The following is a 16,359-nucleotide window of genomic DNA, read 5'->3' on the forward strand; positions in this document are numbered from 1 at the left end:
ACGGGAAAGTCGAACGGTTCCACCGCACCCTGACCGACGAATGGGCCTACGCCCGCCCCTACCGGTCAGAACACGAGCGACGAGCCGCCCTCCCGGCATGGCTGCACTGGTATAACCATCACCGCGGACACACCGCACTCGGAGGCAACCCACCCGCCACCCGCGTTCCCAACCTCACGGGGCAATACACCTAGATCTCTGATTCGGGCCCCTCATTGAGAAGGCTCAACCCTGGGGATCGGCGATGCCCCAGCCGATCGTCCAGATTCGGATCGCGCCGCCGTTGCCGGCGGTAAGGAAGTGCTGGCCGTCAGGGCTCGCGGCGATGACTCGGGCGCCGCCGGGAGGGCTGTCAATCTGCCCGAGGAGCCGACCGTGGGCGGGGTGCCAGACGCGGACGGCATCTGATTCGGCGGTCAGGGCGTAGCCCGTGCAGGGAATCGCGGTCATGGACAGGTGCCCGGCGCTCCGGCTGTGTTCGAGGAGCCCGACGAAGCGGGCGGTCGACAGGTCCCGTACGCGAACCTTGGCTCGGTCGGGGAACTCGAACGACGGGGATCCGCACGGGCACCGATCAAGGTAAAACAGACTCACTGTATCGAGTTTGTCTCAGGGTCTGAGCGGTGACGTTCCCGAACCCAAATGTGAGCGAAATTCTCGTATAGTCCTTCTTGCTGGCCGGGCATATCGTCTCGGCGTCAACGGGAATGGAGACGGCGTGGAGAACCCCTTGCTTGACACTGAGGCCGCCCGGCAGCGCCTCATGCGTTGGAAGGAGAATGCCGACAAGCGCGCCGAGCAGACGCAGGAAGTCGCCGCCCGCTTGCAGGAGTTGCGAGTGACGGTTCGCGACGAGAACGCGACCGTGGAGATCACTGTCGACGCTTCGGGTGCGGTGGTCGACGTCCAGTTCGGCTACCGGATTCAACGTCAGGACCCTGAATACACGCGGCGGACGTTCCTTGAGGTGCACGCCGAAGCGAAGCGGCAGTTGGCGGAGGCGGCCCGCGAAGCAGTCGCGGAAGTGCTCGGCACCGATTCTCAGACCGCGCAAGCGATGCAGGGGGCGTTCCGCCCAGGCGGGAGCGTGTCATGACGTCGGTTTCGCGAAATTTCGGCTCGAAGAGCCACGGCGCGAGCGGGAGCCACACGTACGGTCCAGGAGGCAGCGGTGGCGGCGGCACGGGCTGGAAGGTCGATCCCGACCAGTTGCGCACTCATGCAGCCGCGTTGCGGGAGGTCCTGACGCGCTTCGACGCGATCCGGACCGCCTCGGCCGCAACCGGTCTGAGTACGGAAGCGTTCGGGCAGTTGTGCCAGTTCCTGCCGCCGATCCTCGACGGTCACAGAGACGAGCAGGACCAGGTCACCGAGGAGTTCGCGACGAACATCGAGATGCTCGCTGACGCGGTCGAAGCGTGCGCCGACGGGTACGCGGCCGCGGACGACGACGCTGGCGCCGACTTGGAATCGCTTGCTGCGCAACTGTAGGTGCACTGCTGTGTCTTGACCCCTAATGGAACGGAGCCCCTCCTGTCATGAATGACACGTCCTTGATCGCTTCCACTGGCGACATCGCCCCTGAGAACGCCCACGACGGGTGGACGGGGAACTCGTACGCTGACGACTTCAAGGGGATCTCGCAGGCGATCGAGTCCGGGAACTGGATCGATGGTGCGATCGCTGGTCTCGGTGCGGCGTTGAACGTCGCCGGAACCGTCTTGGACCCGTTTGGGTCGCTTGCTTCCATGGGTGTGTCGTGGGCGATCGAGCAATGTGAGCCTCTGCGGGAAGCGCTCGACTGGTTCGCTGGTGATCCCGAAGCGGTCGAAGTGGACGCGATCACGTGGGACAACATCACTGCCGAGGTCGCTTCGATCGGGGACGACATGCTTGCCATGCTCGAAGGCGGCGGCCTGGATGAGTGGGAGGGCGCCGCAGGCGATGCCTATCGGGCCATGCTCGGCGTCAACGTCGACTGCGCGTATGCACTGTCGGGCACTGCGGCGGCAATGGCGGCCGCGACGCGCGGCGCTGGCACGGTCGTGACCACGGTGCGCGACTTCGTCCGCGATTTCGTGTCCGAATGCGTCGGGCATGTCGTCGCGTGGCTCGCTGAAATCCTACTCACCGCAGGCCTTGCGACCCCGATCGTCGCCGGTCAGCTCGCCGGGGCGGTCATCAAATGGACCGGCATCATCTTCGGCGTCGTCATGGGCCTCATCCAATCCATTGAAACCCTCAACGCCCTCCTTGGGTAGTTCCCCTCGATTCGGAAAGCACCCCATGACTTCACGACGACACCGCCGCCGAGGGCGGCGCCCGCGCATGCTTCGCGACCTGACCGTCCTTACCGTGCTCATGGTCCTTACCGGCTTGCACGCGGGCCGCAGCACCACAGGCGGCAACCCCGGATCGAGTACCAGCACGAGCGGGAACGCCGGCCGCCGCTCGAACATCACAACCGGGACGACCGCGCGGGCACAGCGGCAGTCCACCAGCCAGACCGTCACCGGGAATACGGCGAGGCCGAGCCAGAGCAGCACCAACCCGTCTACCACCACGAACTCGCCCGGCACGACAACGCCGCCCCCGCACCGCTCCCCACTGCCAACGAACACGTCTGACGCGACCCACGGACCGTACGATCCGAACCGGGCGGCCCCGTACTCGAACACGCCCCACTACGAGTACGACGCGCAAGGGCGCGTCAAACGCATGACCGTGCGGCTGGAGAAAGGCAAGTACACGCCGGGGAACACCGACACCGACCACGTCAAGGGCCAAGACGGCATCCCTCCGGGGTATGCGAAGAACCAGGACCAGCACCGCGGTCACGTCCTCGGGGCGAAACTCGGCGGCACGAACCATACGGACCTGCGCCCGGGCCGGAACAACCCGGAAGACTTCTGGAACTTCGTCCCGATGCAGGGCCAGTTGAACACGCCCTACATGCAAGGGGTCGAAATGGACATCAGCAAAGCGGTCCAGGACAAAGGAAAGACCGTCGACTACTCGGTCGAGTTCGACTACCCCAACGACACTGACCCGACACCGTCAATGGTCCACCTGAACGCCGAAAGCACCACGCCCAGGCCCGCGAGCGAGAACCCGCCGTTCTCCCTCCAGTACGACTGGCCGAACGACGCGACGATCACCAACTATCCCAAGCACGATAAAATCAACAAGCAGTGGTAGCTGTGGAAGGGTCCCATGACTGAAATCGCTGAGCTTGCGGCACTCGCCCGCATGAGCCCCACGCCGACCGAATACGACTGGACGGCGCTCGCCGAAGCCTTGGGCACGATGCCGCCCCCGGACTACGTCGAACTCGTGAACACCTACGGCGGCGGCACGTTCGACAACGACGTCATCGTCTTCACACCCGGGTCCTCCTTCTACTCCTACGACATGCTCCGCGGCGGACTGTCCCGGATCGAAGACGTCGAAGAGCAATGGGACGACGACCCGGACCTCCCCCGGCCTGCTCAGCTCGAAGGCAAACGCCTCATCAACTGGGGCGGCACCCCGGACGCCGAGTTCCTGTACTGGGTTGCCGCACCGGGAGCGCCGTCAACGTCTTGGACGGTCGCCATGGAGCAGGGCAAGGACCTCCGGTGGGAATTCTTCGACATGGGAACGGTCGACTTCCTCCACGGGCTGCTCACCGGCGAGGTACGGTCACGATTCGTTCCGGTTCTCGACCGTCCGCACTCGTACGACCGATACTGAGACGCTGTTCACTCCCCTCGCCGCCGTCGTTCCGGGTGAGCTCGCTGTGCTTGCTGCGAGTCCACGCGGTTGACTCAGCTCTGGGTAGGCAGCATCGACTCGCAGCGCTCCTCGCTGTTGTCTGGCGATGCGCTCTCAGCGAAAGTGGAAATCGCGGGGGACGCGTGGTGGGTGCGCGCACCCACGCGGAAGAGTCCGCGCACCCTGCCATGCTTCCGAAGGCCTGCTTTGGTGGATTGGCATCAAACGGTCACATTGCCGAGACCGTTGCTTCGCGGCTGGCGGAGGATGCGCTTGATGGTGCTGATGTCGACGCCGTAGTGGCGGGCAAGTTCAGCCTGGGTTGTGCCGGTGGTCGCGTAGGTGTGGGCAATGGCGTGGCGCTGATCAGGGGTAAGTCGGTTGGCGGTGGCTTGGGGTCGGTTCGATGAGCCGTGGACGAGACGTTTGATGGAGCGGATACTGATGCCGTATTGGGTGGCGAGGAGTTGTTGGCTGGCGCCGGCGTTGAAGGCGGCGATGAGGGTGTCGCGGTCGGTGGGGGAGAGTCGTTTGCCGAGGGTCCGCGAGGGTGCTGGCGGGTAGGCGACCTCGGGGAGTTCGCCGGGGATGCCGGGGGCCAACGGGCCGGTTTCGGGGCCGCGGGTGGGCAACGGGCCGGATAGGCGTTCCAATAGGCCGTCTAGCTGGGGGTTTGGGTTCGAATAAGCGAGTGTTAGGTCGACAACTATATATACGAGTATGAATATGATTCATATTCATTGTGCAGCAAGGGAACTCGCGCGAGATGGCATCATCTTGCAGGAGTTCCCTTCGTTGTACTTGGCGCGAGATCGCTTGGTGCTCAACGAGAGCTCGCCCAGAGTGAGGTCGTGGTCGACGTCTTCGGAAGCGTTCGTGGGAATCATTTGCGAGGGATACGAACATCCGGAGCGGAACTGGCAAGCGACCGTGGGGCAGTGTTGTTACCGAGGGCATTGCGCCCGTTTGGATCCCCCGGGCGCCGAACTTGAAGCGCCTCGAACGCGGTCTCCACTGAGCCTCTTCTATCCGTTCGATCGGTGACGATGTGATCTTGCGGGTTGGGCGGTGCGGAGCCATGCGACAGAACGAGAACGGGACTCCTGGTACACAAGCGGGTGTTCGAAGTCCGTTGTGCTCCAAGGAGTTCCGTTGCACAATCCTGGCGCGGTCACTCTCTACCAGACATGCCCTGAGGTCTGGCGACTGGCTACCGCTCTCGTATCGACCAGTGCACGAACCCAGGCCACGCCGTCAGTCAAATTGCAGGTGCTTCGTCGTGAACGATTCGACCGCACCAGTACCGCACGGATTTCATTCGGACTCAAGGAGTGCCGGGAGGTTGTGGCGGAGGTAGTCGGAAGCGGTTTCCCATGCGCTCTGCCGCCGGATGCCGTCGCCGAGGAGCAGGGTGATGGTCCCCTCGGGTGGTGTCCGGGATGTGCGCTTCAGCTCGATGACCTGGTATGCGGTGACGCTGTACTCGTTGAGTGAGCGGAGCCGGCGAAGTGCCTGCATGTGCTCCTCATGCTCGGTCCCTGTCGAGGGCGGGGTCAGTCCGAGCTGGTGCACGGTGAACGGATCGATATGGGGCCTGAGGACATCGTGGATGATCGGGAGCAGGGTCAGCGCGATGTTGTCCAGATCCATGCCGCGGATTGAGGGCGTGACCAGCAACGTGACCGTGACCGGTATCAGCAGCGGTCGGAACAGGGGCCACCGGTCGAGGAACGAGGCAAGGGCGGTCCGCGCCTGCTGCCCGTAGCGTTTCCACTCGCCGGATGCCAGAGCGAAGCCGGGAAGCGGGAGACCGAAGGGCAGGGTGAGGAGCAGGGGGCGGTACATTTCGCTGAGCGATGCCGCGTGCTGGGCGTGAGATTCGAGTCCGCCGGCGGGAAATTGGCGAGTCCCGGCGATGTCGTTGGGGCACGCGCACAGGTACGACAGCAGGTAGGCGTCGGTGGCGGCCAGGTGGGCTTCCTGGGCTCGCATCAGTCTCCAGTGCCGGTCGAAGCGAGCCAACTGCGCAAGGGATTCGGTCTCCTCCGGCAACCGTCCGTCCTGTGGAGACCAGGGCACGGGGTCATCGTCGAAATCCTCGGCGGGGATGTGGAAGGGGCCGGTGTCGTCCTCCTGGGGCCACCGGTCGAGGCGTGACTGGATCTCGTCGGCGACCCGGAGGTCCTCGGCGACGTCACGGATGGGACGCGCGATCACGCGCGTGCCCGCGGGTTTCGGTGCTGCGTCGGGGTTGGGGTTCCATGCCTGGTCGAGTGTGACGTGGAGGAGTTTGACTTGCCGGTCGTCGCGGTAGACGACGCTCTGGCGCCCGAGGTCTTCGGGGTTGATCGCCGGTCCGAGGACATCGAGGAGGTGTTTCGCCAGGTGGTGGATCGACGGTGGATTGCGTTCGCCGCAGGTGAAGTGCACATCAAGTGCGACCGCTCCGGTCATGGATCTGCGCCCGGCGCTGCGCATCGCAGTGACTGCGTTGTGCTGGAACTCGACGGCACGGTGCCGCCCCGCTCGCTGCTTCTTTGTCACTGGTTCGTTTTCGTCGGCGAGGTGCACTTCTCGCAGTAGCCGCTGCATGGACTGGTGGGTCCATCCCAGAGGGCCGTCCAAGTACGAGTCAGCGTCAGGTGAGCGCATGCAGTCAGTCTCCCAAACGTGGAAACGTTGACGCTGTCGTGGCGCTAGCCAGCACAGACTGGTGTTATGTCGGGCGGGCGCTGAACCGAGTGCACCTCATTCGTAGGGTGGTACGCCCGGGATTGTCTCAGTCGCCGCTGCACAGGAGATACAGATGGCGCCTGCGGTCGGCGAGTTCAGCGAGGGCAAGGATCTCATCGGGCGCTTCGCGCTCGTCGGCGGAGCAGTCCTCGGCCACCGGGCATTTCAGCAATGGGCTGTCAACCACGAACCTGAAGGTACGCGAGCACCATGCTGATCACCCCGGCAACGCTGCCGACGATTGTCCAGATCAACGTCGTCCTGGCGCCCGTGCTTCCTTCGGATTCAGAAGCGTGCATGTTCGCCGTATCAGCGGTCTGGACTTGTTGCGTGGGCCCGTAGAAGTGATTGGTGGTTTGGACTACCGGCAGCTCATCACGGTGCTGATCCGTTGCGGAGGCGGTGAGGTGTGGTTCAGTCGGGGCTGGGGCTGGGGCTGGGGCTGGGGCTGGGGCTGGGGCTGGGGCCTCGGCGTTCTCGATGTTTTCCGTTGCGGCATTGAACAGGTCGTGGAGGAGGTTGCGGCGAGCTTGGTAGGAGTTCTTGGCGCCCTGCCGGAGCCACCATTCCTTCCAGCTTGCATGGTCGCGGAACGGAAGTGAGAAGTCCTGTCCTGCGCGTGCCATAACTTGGTTCAGCGTGCGGATGGCCAGCCTCATTTGGGTGTCGGACAAGCGCGGGTCCTTGCCGGTTCCGGATCTGGTCAGATCATCACGGACAAGGTCGAGGAGCGCGACTGCCACGTCCGGATCGGTGTGCTCAGGATCAGGTGCCCTGCCGAACGATGAGAGCAAACCGATGTTGAGCGTCTCGACCGTCCTTGAGGGGCCGCCCCAGACGTCCTCGTCAACGACAAGGTCGAAGAAGTCATCACTGGAAATGGTCACTTCCCAACGTTACCCATCTGAAGGAGGCCTCAAGTACCGGCAGTTGTCGGGAACCGACGTGAGCATCCCATTCCCACGGGGCTGGTGCCCTACCTGGGAGTCTGCCGATCATCGAGGGCACCGTGATCCGCATCCAGTCCGAACGCCTACCCCACACCGGCACACCCGAACCGGTCTGGCTCTGGACCTCGGCTCGCGGCATCGACGACGAACTCCTCGACAGTCTGTGGTCGGCCTGGCTGCGCCGCTTCGACATCGAGCACACGTTCCGGTTCCTCAAACAGACCCTGGGCTGGACCGTCCCCCAGGTCCGTGACCCCGAAGCCGCCGACCGCTGGACCTGGCTGATCATCGCCGCCTTCACCCAACTGGCCGCCGCGAGATCGCTCGCCGCCGACCTGCGCCTGCCCTGGGAAGCAACCGCGACACCAGGCCGGCTCACACAGGCCCGCGTCCGCCTCGCGTTCCCGGACCTCCACGCCAACCTGCCCCGCCTCACCAGCGTCCCGAAACCCTCCAAGCCCGGACCCGGACGCCCTGCCGGGCAGCGGAACCGGATCAAAGCACCGATCCGCGACCCCGGCAAGAAAGCCAAGCGCGACAAGACCCTCACGCAACGCAAGCAACGCCTCACCAGCGCACAAGCTTAAAAATCAAGCTAGATCAAGTTTGAAGCCATGCTTGTTGCGGTCCGACCCTGCTTCCACCCGACACAGCACTCGTAAGCGAGCCGACACAGGCGGCGGTCAGTACCCCAACCCATATACCTGCGTTTATGGCTGTTCCTCCTTGTATGGTTCCCTCGATCGGGGGGCTTGACCGTCCAATGAAGGCGATACAATCTCTCTACTCCGTGGGAGCGGAGCGTGATCACGGGTCGGTCGAACCGCGGTCTCGTCAAGTGCCGCTTTTGGAGTAAGACGAGGGGTATTGATGGAACCCGAGAGGTCAAGCCGCGGGATGTTCTTGCAGCGACTCGCACTGAAGAACTTCCGCTCCACCTATGACGTAAGCGTGGAGTTTCAGCCCGGCATCACTCTCATTGTCGGGGAGAATAACTCGGGCAAATCCAACGTAATCCAAGCAGTGCGGCTCGTAACTGCGCCGCTTAGCCGTCGAGCGACGCGATGGTTTGCCGAGTCGGATTTGTCCCACGGTCGCGAGGGACAGGAGGCCGAGGTCAGGACCGAGTTCGCAGGCCTGACCGATTTTCAACGGGCGCATTATGTCACGGCACTCGACGTCGATGCCGATCGTGCGATCTACACCGGGCGATTCCGATCGGATGCGACCAGCAGGTACCGGGTCCGATCCCGATTCACCGCAGGTCCCGCCGAGGGCGTGGAAGCGGAGCCGGAGAAGCGCGAGCAGATCACTCACGTCTACCTCGCACCTCTGCGTGATGCCCAGAAGGAGCTGGACTCAGCCGAGGGCAGCCGGCTGGCCCGGATCATTCAGCACCTCACGACCAAAGACGAGCAGAAGGAGTTCCTGGAGGACGCCAACAAGGCGTTCGAGGGAATCAAGCGCCACAGCGTCCTTGCAGTGACCACCGACGCCATTCAGGGCCACCTGGTCAAGCTCACACGCGCCGTGCGGGAGCAGGATGTCGAAGTCACCTTTACGGAGCAGGAGCTGAATCGACTGACACGCAGCATGCGCGTCAAGATGGCCGAACACGGCGTCAAACCAGCCGACCTGATCGAATCCGGGCTTGGGTACGCCAACTTGCTGTACATCGCGACCGTGATCCTGGAACTGCAGAAGGCCCGGGACGCCGAACTCACGCTGTTCTTGGTCGAGGAGCCGGAGGCACACCTTCACCCGCAGCTCCAAGCTGTGCTCCTCGAATACCTCCAGGAACAGGTCGAGTTGTCTCCGGTGGATGACTCGCACGGGCCGGCCGGTCGGATTCAGGTGATCGCCACTACTCACTCACCGAACCTGGCGAGCAGCGTCGGTATCCGGAACGTGGTGGCCTTGCGCACCGTCGTCGAAGACGAGACCATCGCCTCCGAGGACGGAAACTCGGTGGAGGTGTCTCTCCAGAAGACCAAGTCGATCGCCCTCGCTAGCCTCGAGCTCACTCAACACGAACGGCGCAAGATCGATCAGTATCTTGATGCCACGAGGGTAGGACTACTCTTCGCGCGCAAGGTGATTCTCGTGGAAGGGATCGCCGAAGCGGTGCTAATGCCTGTGATCGCACGGCACAGCGTCTTCAAGGATTCGGAGGAGCAGCGGCGTGCATTCCGAGGCGTCACCATCGTCAACGTCGGCAGCGTCGACTTCAAGCCGTACATCACGTTGTTGCTCTCGGAGGTGGACGGCTGCCGACTGCTCGACCAGCTCGTCGTAATCACAGACGCTGACCCCCTGTTGCCGAAGGAGGAGCGCCGCAAAAAGGCTGGCAAAGCCGATGGAGGAGCTGAGACCCTGGATGAGGCCGGACCGGCAGGCCCCGAAGCGGCTGGTGAAGCTACCGCGGCAGACGACCCGAACGAAGCGGACGACAGGCAGGTTTACAACCGAAAGATCGATCTCATTGAGCATGCCGACGGAATCGGAGCGGCTGAGCGACTCATCGTTGCCGAAGCCACCCACACGCTCGAGGCCGATCTCCTTGGCCCCGCGGAGAACCGCGCGACCCTCAAACGCGCGTATCTCAAACAGCACCCTAAGAGCGGGAAGAAATGGGACCGGTTCGTCGCGCATGAGCGGGGACCAGTGTTCGGCTTCTACCGGGAGCTCCAGAATGACGAGAAGCTCATCAGTAAAGGCGAGTTCGCGCAGGACATCGCGGTCGCGATCGCTGACGGTGAGCCGTTCACGTCACCCGACTACCTCACCGATGCCATCAAGGCCTCAGTCGACCATCGGAACCGCGCGTGACTGATAGCGATCTGACCGAAGCCCAGAGGGTCCTCGTCGAAGCTGATGAGAACCTGTTCGTCGCAGCCTGCCCCGGGGCAGGCAAGACCCGCGCCATGGTGGCGCGCTTCCTCAAGCGAACTTCAGAGGAACACCGGCGCGGGGTCGCCCTCGTATCCTTCACCAACGCCGCCGTCGATGAGGTTCGCTCGCGGTGCGGGGACCGAACCGACGTGTTCAAAGCCCCCAACTTCGTCGGAACTTTCGACTCGTTCATACACCGCTTCCTCGTCACGCCACTGTTCGTGAAGTTCTACAAAGTGCACCCTCGGTATGTGCAGTCATGGAGCGAGATCCCGAGCGCGAAGTTCCGCATGGATATCAGCAGGTCAGCGGATGTCAACCTGAAGTGGTTCGACTTCGACGACCGGTTGCGAGCGACGCTGAACATGGCCAAGGTTGACCGTAGTTTCGGCGACGCTGCGGCGAAGAAACAGCTGGAAGAACTTCGATCCGTCGCGGAAGGCCGTGCCAATTGGATTCTAGGGAAGCTGCTTCGGGCGGGAACTGTCAGCTGCGACATTGCGAGATTCCTCGCGGAAATATGGTTGTCGAACGACAATTATCGCCCAATTATTTCCGGGCTGATCCGAAGTCGGTTCACCGAGGTCATTGTCGACGAGGTCCAAGACTGCGGCCGTGAGGAGCTTGTGATCCTGGAGTTCCTACGGGATCTCGGAATCCGAATCGTTGCGGTCGGTGACCTTGATCAGGCCATCTACGAATTCCGGGACGCGACACCGGCGGAAGTGAAAGCGTTTGGGGCTACGCTTCCACTGCGCACTGAGCTGGTTGACAACTGGAGGAGCAGCCCAGCGATCTGTGCCTTCAACGACTCTCTGCGATCGCAGGTCATGACGGAGCGCGCGGCAGGACCTTCAGCAGGTACAGGGTTTCCGGTCCACCTCATCAGGTACGCGAACCCGGACGAGATCCTGCCTGCGGCGCTTTCACTCGCCGAGCAGCATGATGCAGAGCCTGGTGATCTGGTCCTTCTGGCACACAAGAGGACAGATGCAATGCGTGCAGCCGGCATTGCCTCATCCAAAGACTTCAGTTGGAAGGGTGTGGCCAGCGTTGCCGACGCGGGGATCAAACTACGATCCGCCGCAACCGATGCTTCAACTCGCCGCGATGCGATTAGGCGGGTCGAGCGAAATCTGCTCACGGTGATTGCTGACGGTCGGGACTTGCAACACATGAGTACCGAGGGCATCTGTGATGAGCTCGGGATCGATGGGCGTCGGCTACGAGAGCTCGCCGTCCGCACGGCCGTCACCCTCTCCGTGCGAGAGAAGTCTCGCAGTCAGTTCGCCCAAGAAGTTAGAGCCTACTTCCGGGCGGTGCCATGGACGGACCTGAATATTACCACCCCACGCCTTGACAGACTAGGAAAGCAGTTTCAGGCTCCCGACGAAAAGATCTGGGAGCGTATTTCAGCGCAGAGCAAGGCGCTCGTCCAAGGCTCGACGGTGCATGGCGTCAAGGGCCGAGAGTTCAGAGCCGTAGGACTCGTGATCCCCAAGCCGCGCAAATCGAACGAAAGATCCAGCCGGACGGTGCTTGACGACTGGGAGCAAGGCCTTGACTCTGAAGCTCGACGAGTGCTCTACGTCGGTGGGTCGAGAGCACAGGACCTCCTAATGCTCTTTGTCCACGAGCAGCAGAGCGGCCAGGTAGGCCAGATTCTCAAGCGCTCGCATGTACCCGTCGTGCAGCTCGAAGCCGGTCCCCTCAGGAACTCGATCAAGCCCTAACCGCAGGTCGTCCCTGCGGAGCCGTCCTTGACCGTGTCGGTAGCCACGGTATAGCCTTTGTGGATACTGGCGCGAGGATGATTCATGTATGTGGTGGCCGTGGACTGGGGTGACCTGCCAACTTGGCTTTCGTCTGGCGTTTCGTTGCTTGCCTTGTCCTTTGCGGCCGTCGCGGCTTTGATCGCGCGCAGGACCTTCCTCATCGAGTCCGAAAGAGACCGGGTCGCGGAATCCGACAGGAAGGCGAGAGACCGGCTGCAACGGCGAGACCAGGCGGCGCGAATATCGGCCTGGTGGGGTCGACATGCCGAGCTCCCGGAGGGAGCCGGGTCTTCGGATTGGGGCGCGATCGTCCTTAACTCTTCCGAAGCTCCGGTCTACCAGGTGTATTGCACCGTCCTGTCCAGGGGCGAAACCGTAGCGCCGGCGAAGATGTTCCTGCCAGTGCTGCCGCCGAGTCAGGAACCACGGATTATCACGGTCCCCTCCGCGATGCAAAGCGGGGACGCAGGCCGGTCGCCGCGGGACGAGGCAGATCTACGAGTTCAGCTCTCGTTCACGGATGCGTCGGGTGTGCGGTGGCGGCGTGACAAGTACGGGCAGCTGTTTGACCTGGAACCGAGACTTGACATCTGGGTACATGACCGGTTCGACCGCGTCATGTCGCCGTTCTCGGAGGACTTCCGTTCGGCTTACGGCGTGGAGGTCGAATTCAGGTCCAACACCCTCGACGTTCACCGCACGCTGCTGCTCGAGTCGTCGGCGGGCATCGATGGAGGCGTGTTCTCTGCTCCGCATGACTGGTGCGGTGAACTGGTAGAGAGCGGCAAGGTGGAGAGCCTCACCCTCACTGATTTCGAGCGGTCGATGTTCAGCCCGGATCTGCTCGATTTGCTCACCCGCGATGGAAGGCTCTTTGGCATTCCGGCCGCTCTGGACACGACCGTGCTCTATACGAACACCGAGCTTGTCGCGAGGCCACCCGACACCATCGAGGATCTGGTAGCGATCGGCAGGGAGTTGCAAGCGGCGAGCAGGACAGGGGAGGTGGTCGCGCTGCAAGTCGGGTACGAAGGCGACCCATTTCATCTCTCCCCGTTGTTCACCAGTGCGGGAGGCTGGCTGTTCGGTCGGCGTGAGGACGGCACCTGGGACCCCGGGAAGGTGGGTGTCGATTCCCCGGAATCTATCGCCGCCTATGAACGGATAGCCTCTCTTGGCGAGCGGGGAGCCGGGCTGCTGCGCAGGTCGATCGATGAGGAGGCCGCATTCGAACTGTTCCTTTCCGGGAGGTCGCCCTTCCTCCTTTCGTCGACATGGGTGCCTGCGAAGGCCCGGGCTGCCGGAATCGAGTTTGTGGCCTCTCCGGTTCCCCCGTTCGCAGACGGGCATCGTCCGCTCCCTTTCGTGAGTCTCAACGGCATGTTCGTCTCGCGGCGCGGACGCACGAAGCTCATCGGACACGATTTCGTTCCGGACTACCTCTCCCGGGTCGAGGTCATGGAGGCGCTGATGGCCGGACTGGACGCACCGGTCGCGCTTGCCGACCTCGCGCCGCACGACTCGGTCGTAGCCATGCTGCAGGCGGAGTGCCAGGTTGGCAACATGATGCCGGCGTTCCCACAGATGCGGACAGTATGGCGGGTCGTGGGCAAGGCTGAAGCCGCCATAATCGCGGGCGATCCCGTCGACCAGGTCGTGCAGGAACTCGCGGCGGCGATCCGACATGCGATGGAGTCGTAGTGAACTCGTCAGGTGCGGCTTCATTCTTGAGTGGCCTCTGGCTTACGCGGTGAGTCTCGCTGCTCGCGGGCGGCCTCCTCTTTAAGGTATTGTCGTTGTGCTTCATATATTTCATCTTTTTCCGCGACCATTACTTCATATCCACGCCGCAGTGTGAGCCATCGATCTTCCAGTTCGTCAGGGAGTGACTCTCCACGAAGCATCGTGCTCACGGCATCGATACCGTCCTTGCAAGTTAGGTAGACGAGCGGGCCCGGCTTGAAAGGAACATTCCCAAACATGAGAATATCATCCACATTCGCGAGAGTGTCGTGTGTAATCGATACGCGGGCTCTCAGTCGAGGATCAGGTACCTGCATTGCGAGCGTATGAATCTCCCTAAGTGCCGTCTCGCATACCTAGGATGCCGCTGCATCGCGTCTTCCTGCAACTGTTTTATAAAGGTTGTCGCTCAAGATGATAAGACTACTGAGCAGCTGACCGGCAAGTGATAGACCTCGTTGCCTAAGTTCCTCATCCTTCTTGATCGACTCTTGACGTCTAAGCGTGAGTTGCTGGACTTTAAAGGTGATCATTCCGCCGATGATCACCCCGATCATCGGCACAAATGCATCAATTGCATCTTTCCATGACATAGTCGCGACCAAGTCTTTCTGGAAGAGATCGAGCTTCGAGACAGCATGTCGGCCGGAGCGGCGTGACGAGGCGAGTGGTCTTGCCGGTAAGGTCGACCGCGGCGGGAAACTGCTCCGCTCAGGAGTGTTGGTTGAGTGTAAAGCCCTCGGAGGCGCAGGGCCCTTCAGCAGCCGCCATCTTGAAAGCAACGCACAGGTGACTCGTCGGTGCACTGACTGCGAAGCTGCCCCACAACCGAAGCGCGCTTCGGAGCCCCGCTCACCGCGAGCGCGAATGGGGCGGTATCCGTTCCCCAGTGCCCCCAGCTGTAGATTTGTCTGCCTCACTGGAACGCCACTACCCTGGAGCCACGATATGCGCATACATCCCCAGCTGCCAGACGCAATTCACGCTGCCAGCGAGTTGTCGGCGAGCCTGCTGAATCCAACGCTTCTGATCACCTTGCACCGGGACATCGAAGGTCATACTGGAATCGACGGAAGGCCTCTCGGCAGGTCGCGAAAGCAGTACGCCCTGCGCTGGGCCGTCTTCACTATGACCTACGCGTCGATCGAAGCGTTCTTCAATGATCTGCTCAGGGACAGCGTGAATGGCAATCGCACTCTTCCTCTTAGCTCCGACAAGCTACGCTCTGCCGGTGAGAAACGAGGCCTCAAGCTCTTCACAAATGCATGGGGCGTTCGGACGAGGACGATAGGCAGGCAGGCGGGAAATCGCTCCCGGTGGACGACGTTCACAGGCACCGAAGGTCTGCGTCTTTATCTCGCGGACATGAAGGACCTGCGTGACATTCTCAATCATGGCGGCGACCCTTTCAGCGTATCCAATCGATCCGGCGCCCTATGGTCGCTCGCTGACGGCAGGAACTCCATGCGCATCATGGGTGCGGAAGGATTCGTCCAGGCGTGCACAGACCTTGCGGCACAGACGATCCTTGCCTATGGAGGCCAGCCGAGTGACGTGCCTACTTGGCCTGAACCTCAACGATCCGGGCTGTCGGCTGAGAAGCGCCCAGCGCTGCCTCTGCTGCCGTAGTCGGGATCATGAATATCGAAAGAGCGGAGCTTCTCCGCTCGGGTAGTCAATGGGACCCGTCGAAAGTGAGCGGCGCAGGCTGCGGCAGTCGTCCTCTGGCATCATCCGCACGGCACGAGCCCTGCATCGGTGCCGCGCGACAGCGGCGCGCCGGGGTTTACCGAGCTGCCGGCCGCGCATGAGGCGGTCTCCATGCTCGACCTCGCCGAGACATTCGACCCAAGCCGTCCATAACGTCAGGGCGCTACTTCGCGTCGCTCGTCGGACCGTAGCTGTACGTCCGGGGGCTTGTCCTCAAGGGGCTGAAACTCAGTGTCCGCCGGTTTCTCTGGCTTTCATTCGTCTGTGGATTGACTGCGGAGGATGCGTTTGACGGTGCTGAGGCTGACGCCGTACCTGCGGGCGAGGTCGTGCTGGGTGTGGCCGCCGGTGTGAAAGGCGTGTGCGAGGTTCTCGCGTTGGCTGGGAGTGAGGCGGTTGGCGGTGGCTTGGGGGCGGTTCGAGGTGCCGTGGACGAGGCGTTTGATGGAGCGGATGCTGATGCCGTATTCGGCGGCGAGTGTTTCTTGGGTGACGCCTGCGTTGAATGCGGTGATCAGGGCGTTTCGTTGCACAGGAGAAAGGCGCTCGCCCAGCGCTCGTGGTGGCGCTGGTGGGTAGGCGATCAAAGGCTGTTCGCCGGGGGAGTCGGGGGCCAACGGGCCCGTTTCGGGGCCGCGGGCGGGCAACGGGCCGGATAGGCGTTCCAATAGGCCGTCTAAAGGCTGTCCCGTTATTGGTTCTGGGAGTTGCTGATCGTCGTGTTGGCCGTGGCTGTCTGGAGCCGTTCAGGCGGCGCGGGCGAGGTTGTGGAGGCGTGCGATGCCGAGCATTGCTTCGGTGAC

19 protein-coding genes are annotated in these 16,359 nt (G+C 62.6%); 11 read left to right on the forward strand and 8 right to left on the reverse strand.

Annotation, left to right across the window (positions count from 1 at the left end; translation table 11 throughout):
• Positions 1 to 194: integrase core domain-containing protein (locus O1R50_RS25815; RefSeq protein WP_270113139.1), on the forward strand; the 194-nt coding region annotated here is incomplete at its 5' end.
• A 31-nt stretch (positions 195 to 225) separates the two neighbouring features.
• Here the strand turns inward: O1R50_RS25815 and O1R50_RS25820 are convergent.
• Positions 226 to 450 (reverse strand): hypothetical protein, encoded by a 225-nt coding sequence (locus O1R50_RS25820; protein ID WP_270113140.1) that lies wholly within the window; start codon positions 448 to 450, stop codon positions 226 to 228.
• Between the two features lie 268 nt (positions 451 to 718).
• On the opposite strand from O1R50_RS25820, the gene O1R50_RS25825 reads away from it, so the two are divergent.
• From O1R50_RS25825 to O1R50_RS25845, 5 genes are all read left to right on the forward strand, one after another.
• Positions 719 to 1,096 (forward strand): YbaB/EbfC family nucleoid-associated protein, encoded by a 378-nt coding sequence (locus tag O1R50_RS25825; protein WP_270113141.1) that lies wholly within the window; start codon positions 719 to 721, stop codon positions 1,094 to 1,096.
• The gene (locus O1R50_RS25830; RefSeq protein ID WP_270113142.1) at positions 1,093 to 1,491 is read left to right on the forward strand and encodes a type VII secretion target; all 399 of its coding nucleotides are present in this window, start codon (positions 1,093 to 1,095) and stop codon (positions 1,489 to 1,491) included. The genes O1R50_RS25825 and O1R50_RS25830 overlap by 4 nt, the downstream gene beginning before the upstream one ends.
• Positions 1,492 to 1,700: 209 nt before the next feature.
• On the forward strand, positions 1,701 to 2,261 hold the full coding sequence (locus O1R50_RS25835; RefSeq protein WP_270113143.1) for a hypothetical protein: 561 nt from the start codon (positions 1,701 to 1,703) through the stop codon (positions 2,259 to 2,261).
• 67 nt (positions 2,262 to 2,328) lie between these two features.
• The gene (locus tag O1R50_RS25840; protein ID WP_270113144.1) at positions 2,329 to 3,198 is read left to right on the forward strand and encodes a DNA/RNA non-specific endonuclease; all 870 of its coding nucleotides are present in this window, start codon (positions 2,329 to 2,331) and stop codon (positions 3,196 to 3,198) included.
• A gap of 15 nt (positions 3,199 to 3,213) precedes the next feature.
• Positions 3,214 to 3,732: a hypothetical protein gene (locus O1R50_RS25845; protein ID WP_270113145.1), complete on the forward strand. Its 519-nt coding sequence runs from the start codon at positions 3,214 to 3,216 to the stop codon at positions 3,730 to 3,732.
• Between the two features lie 242 nt (positions 3,733 to 3,974).
• Here the strand turns inward: O1R50_RS25845 and O1R50_RS25850 are convergent, their stop codons facing one another.
• The 4 genes from O1R50_RS25850 to O1R50_RS25865 all read right to left on the reverse strand — a co-directional run bounded on the left by O1R50_RS25850 (position 3,975) and on the right by O1R50_RS25865 (position 7,373).
• Complete coding sequence (locus O1R50_RS25850; RefSeq protein WP_270113146.1) at positions 3,975 to 4,355, reverse strand: sigma factor-like helix-turn-helix DNA-binding protein; 381 nt, start codon at positions 4,353 to 4,355, stop codon at positions 3,975 to 3,977.
• A gap of 712 nt (positions 4,356 to 5,067) precedes the next feature.
• Positions 5,068 to 6,405, reverse strand: a complete 1,338-nt coding sequence (locus tag O1R50_RS25855) for a hypothetical protein (protein ID WP_270113147.1) — start codon at positions 6,403 to 6,405, stop codon at positions 5,068 to 5,070.
• Positions 6,406 to 6,532: 127 nt separating this feature from the next.
• Positions 6,533 to 6,673: a hypothetical protein gene (locus O1R50_RS25860; RefSeq protein WP_270113148.1), complete on the reverse strand. Its 141-nt coding sequence runs from the start codon at positions 6,671 to 6,673 to the stop codon at positions 6,533 to 6,535.
• Positions 6,666 to 7,373, reverse strand: a complete 708-nt coding sequence (locus O1R50_RS25865; protein WP_270113149.1) for a hypothetical protein — start codon at positions 7,371 to 7,373, stop codon at positions 6,666 to 6,668. The genes O1R50_RS25860 and O1R50_RS25865 overlap by 8 nt, the downstream gene beginning before the upstream one ends.
• Positions 7,374 to 7,495: 122 nt before the next feature.
• On the opposite strand from O1R50_RS25865, the gene O1R50_RS25870 reads away from it, so the two are divergent.
• From O1R50_RS25870 to O1R50_RS25885, 4 genes are all read left to right on the forward strand, one after another.
• Positions 7,496 to 8,023 (forward strand): hypothetical protein, encoded by a 528-nt coding sequence (locus tag O1R50_RS25870; protein ID WP_270113150.1) that lies wholly within the window; start codon positions 7,496 to 7,498, stop codon positions 8,021 to 8,023.
• 283 nt (positions 8,024 to 8,306) lie between these two features.
• Entirely contained in the window at positions 8,307 to 10,265 is a 1,959-nt protein-coding gene (locus tag O1R50_RS25875; protein WP_270113151.1) for an ATP-dependent nuclease, read from the forward strand.
• Entirely contained in the window at positions 10,262 to 12,061 is a 1,800-nt protein-coding gene (locus tag O1R50_RS25880) for an ATP-dependent helicase (protein ID WP_270113152.1), read from the forward strand. Before O1R50_RS25875 ends, O1R50_RS25880 begins: the two co-directional genes overlap by 4 nt.
• Positions 12,062 to 12,145: 84 nt before the next feature.
• Positions 12,146 to 13,804, forward strand: coding sequence for a sugar ABC transporter substrate-binding protein (locus O1R50_RS25885; RefSeq protein ID WP_270113153.1), 1,659 nt, complete (start codon positions 12,146 to 12,148; stop codon positions 13,802 to 13,804).
• 20 nt (positions 13,805 to 13,824) lie between these two features.
• Here O1R50_RS25885 and O1R50_RS25890 read toward each other — a convergent pair whose 3' ends face one another.
• Both O1R50_RS25890 and O1R50_RS25895 read right to left on the reverse strand, forming a co-directional pair.
• Positions 13,825 to 14,100 (reverse strand): hypothetical protein, encoded by a 276-nt coding sequence (locus tag O1R50_RS25890; RefSeq protein WP_270113154.1) that lies wholly within the window; start codon positions 14,098 to 14,100, stop codon positions 13,825 to 13,827.
• Positions 14,101 to 14,202: 102 nt separating this feature from the next.
• On the reverse strand, positions 14,203 to 14,439 hold the full coding sequence (locus tag O1R50_RS25895; protein ID WP_270113155.1) for a hypothetical protein: 237 nt from the start codon (positions 14,437 to 14,439) through the stop codon (positions 14,203 to 14,205).
• A gap of 355 nt (positions 14,440 to 14,794) precedes the next feature.
• Between O1R50_RS25895 and O1R50_RS25900 the strand changes: the two genes are divergently transcribed.
• Positions 14,795 to 15,475: a hypothetical protein gene (locus O1R50_RS25900; protein WP_270113156.1), complete on the forward strand. Its 681-nt coding sequence runs from the start codon at positions 14,795 to 14,797 to the stop codon at positions 15,473 to 15,475.
• A gap of 335 nt (positions 15,476 to 15,810) precedes the next feature.
• On the opposite strand, the gene O1R50_RS25905 is transcribed toward O1R50_RS25900, so the two are convergent.
• Positions 15,811 to 16,089 (reverse strand): sigma factor-like helix-turn-helix DNA-binding protein, encoded by a 279-nt coding sequence (locus O1R50_RS25905; RefSeq protein ID WP_270113157.1) that lies wholly within the window; start codon positions 16,087 to 16,089, stop codon positions 15,811 to 15,813.
• Positions 16,090 to 16,359 lie beyond the last annotated feature (270 nt).

The organism is Glycomyces luteolus, from assembly GCF_027622875.1.
GTDB lineage: Bacteria > Actinomycetota > Actinomycetes > Mycobacteriales > Micromonosporaceae > Glycomyces > Glycomyces luteolus.